This is a genomic window from Xanthomonas campestris pv. asclepiadis, from assembly GCF_020784175.1.
Taxonomy (GTDB): Bacteria; Pseudomonadota; Gammaproteobacteria; order Xanthomonadales; family Xanthomonadaceae; genus Xanthomonas; species Xanthomonas campestris_D.
In genome coordinates this window covers 1-2433 of record NZ_JAJGQM010000092.1, presented here as the reverse complement: position 1 = coordinate 2433, position 2433 = coordinate 1, and the positions used below count along the sequence as shown (strand labels likewise).

The 2433-nt window shown below is 55.0% G+C and carries 3 protein-coding genes; all 3 read right to left on the bottom strand.

What is annotated here, in order from left to right; all coding sequences use genetic code 11:
- Window positions 1–59: 59 nt before the first annotated feature.
- The 3 genes from LL972_RS21470 to LL972_RS21460 all read right to left on the bottom strand — a co-directional run bounded on the left by LL972_RS21470 (window position 60) and on the right by LL972_RS21460 (window position 2312).
- A complete protein-coding gene (locus LL972_RS21470) occupies window positions 60–488 on the bottom strand; it encodes a hypothetical protein (RefSeq protein ID WP_228329315.1) in 429 nt (142 codons plus the stop codon).
- A gap of 90 nt (window positions 489–578) precedes the next feature.
- Window positions 579–1217, bottom strand: coding sequence for a hypothetical protein (locus LL972_RS21465; protein WP_228329314.1), 639 nt, complete (start codon window positions 1215–1217; stop codon window positions 579–581).
- Between the two features lie 858 nt (window positions 1218–2075).
- Entirely contained in the window at window positions 2076–2312 is a 237-nt protein-coding gene (locus tag LL972_RS21460; RefSeq protein ID WP_228329313.1) for a hypothetical protein, read from the bottom strand.
- Window positions 2313–2433 lie beyond the last annotated feature (121 nt).

Genomic DNA, 2433 nt, shown 5'->3' with positions numbered 1-2433 from the left:
GCCCGCCGAGTTCCGTGATCAACATCAACCGCAGACCTCTAGTTTTGGCTGGCATTGAATTAGGGGGAGTCGACAATGGGAACACCATCTTGGCCTCGATGAAAGTAGATGCCCCTGAACTGAACGGAGCCGGGATCTTTTAGCTTGGCCTTTACTGCGTCCTGCCCTCGAGCAATCCACACGGCCTGTGGAGTTTTCTCGTCAGCGACAGGATCTGGTGCAACTGGCTTGAGAAAGTTGTTTGCCAGCAAGATCACCACTACACCTACTGCTACGGCGCCCGCGGTTGAAACAATGACCGAAGCGTGCCCCTTGTCGCGGGCCTTTGCGCTAGCTCTTGCGCTACCTATGGCGAGTGGAATGCCTATGAGTGGAATGAATATGTAGGCAGTTGCTACAAGCCCCGTGGGCGCAGAACCGGCATCAATAAAATTGGACACCATGAGGTAATAGATGATGATTGCCGCGATTCCGATCAGTGCGCCCATGCTCCTGTGTCCGTGTTCGAGTGATGGCTCATTGCCACATAACGCCTGAATTAAGCCGCACCGCGAAGCGGCGTCGGCTTGAATGAACTGTTAGACCTCATTTTTGATCTCACGGATCAACTTGACGATCTTCATGGCGCGCTTCGAATAGTCAGTGCAAGCGCTTGCATGGCTATCTGATGCTCTTTCGTGATTGTGATCAGTCACGGTATAGGTTAGATCCAAGTATTTCTCTGCTCTGTCTACCAAGCCATCCAAGAGCGCGATCTCGCGACGGAGTTGAAGAAGTTGTCTCTGTAGTGGCGTTTTGAAGCTTAGAAACGCAGACACGCGCGAATCCAGAAGGGGTACGGCGTAGTGTTGCAAGCCGAGGCCGATTCCGACTGGGTCTGCGGCGTGCGTCGCAAGAGCAGAAAGTTGAGCGTCATCGAGCTTGAGAAATGTCTCTACGCCTTCTCCAAGCCGTCTTACAGCCGCTACTTGCGGGTGCTCATTAACCACGGCCTTCATTTCCTGGAGAAACTCACGATCAAGAATGCCTTGACTCATCCTGACACGGTAGGCTGCGGCTGCGATGGTTGTAGCAAACTCCTCGAGCTCCGTGAATATCGCAGCTCTGCCGAGTTCGTTGTCTTTGCGCTGTCTGATCGCATCTACGATTGAGGGGCCTAGCAAGCCAAGAAGCCAGCCAACGAATATGAGTGCCACTGGCTCGAGAAAATTTGGCATGAGGTCTAACGCTGGAATTAAGCCGAGTTGCGAAGCAACTTCGGCTTGAATGAGTTGTTAGGCAGTGAGTGGCCGCAAAGGTTGGATGGTGCAACCATGCTCCCCAGCACTGCCGCCTGGACCGAGTGTGCCACAGCCTGCGGGATGGAGCTTGCCCAGCGACGCACCGATGCGGACTGCTACCGAAGCCAAGTGCAACGAGCGTGCCGCGGCAATGACGGACAAGGGCGAAGCACCGAACTTACCGCAACCAGCAACGGTGATAGCGACTTGCCGGAGCCGACCGCCTGCATGCCAGCCAACCGACCGAAGCCCTACCCACCAACTGATTTGCTCCACCACTGCCTAGCGCCTGAATTAAGCCGCGCCGCGAAGCGGCGTCGGCCTGAATGAATTGTTAGGGGGCAGCCTACGTGGCGTCATGACTGATCGCCAAGGTGCCGACGAACCATAGGTATGCAGACGCTGAGACTGTAAGCAGGTGCAGCACGCCCACCCAGCGCCACCGAAGGGCCAAGACCGAAGGGGCAACTAGGGCGACTGTTACGACGAGCCCAGCTACTGGGAAATACCTAGCGGGTTGCGATGATTCAATGCCGGGAATGCCTGCCAGAAGACACGAGGCCGCAAAAACAAGGAAAGCAGAAAGGCTTGCAGCTGACGCCTTGAGCTTACCGTTTGGTGTTGCAGCGAGAGCAAAAACCGGGAGGATAGCGGTGAGCCCGATGAGTCCTGGTATGCCTTGTTCTGCGGCAAATAGAACGTGGCGCCAATCCATAAGCTGTCACTGCCCCCTAACGCCAGAATTAAGCCGAGCCGCGAAGCGGCTTCGGCTTGAATGAATTGTTAGGCGGCAAATCAGGGGCCATCAGGCGGATAGTCTGGAAGTTGAGCAATGCGCATTGCTGCTATGTCGTCGCTGGCCGATCTGGTTGATGCATCGATCTCCGCAAGATACGTCTCGATGGCAATCAACCGGCTCTCATACTGCTGCATCAAGCTCAAGGTGGTGCCCTCCAGGCGAAAGGGCTTGCCATGAGGCTTAAACAAGATGAGAACGAGAAGAACGACAACAATCCACTCAAATGTGCTCATGCTTCACTCTCCCCAGTTGCAACAAACTTGCCATTGCCGCCTAAGGAACCTCTGAACAACGCATCGCAGATACGCGACACTATCCACTCACGTTGAGGAGTGATGCATGCAACTGACGTTC

Coding starts and splice junctions, on each gene's coding strand:
- LL972_RS21470 (WP_228329315.1), bottom strand. CDS start 488: ATGGGCGCACTGATCGGAATCGCGGCAATCATCATCTATTACCTCATG.
- LL972_RS21465 (WP_228329314.1), bottom strand. CDS start 1,217: ATGCCAAATTTTCTCGAGCCAGTGGCACTCATATTCGTTGGCTGGCTT.
- LL972_RS21460 (WP_228329313.1), bottom strand. CDS start 2,312: ATGAGCACATTTGAGTGGATTGTTGTCGTTCTTCTCGTTCTCATCTTG.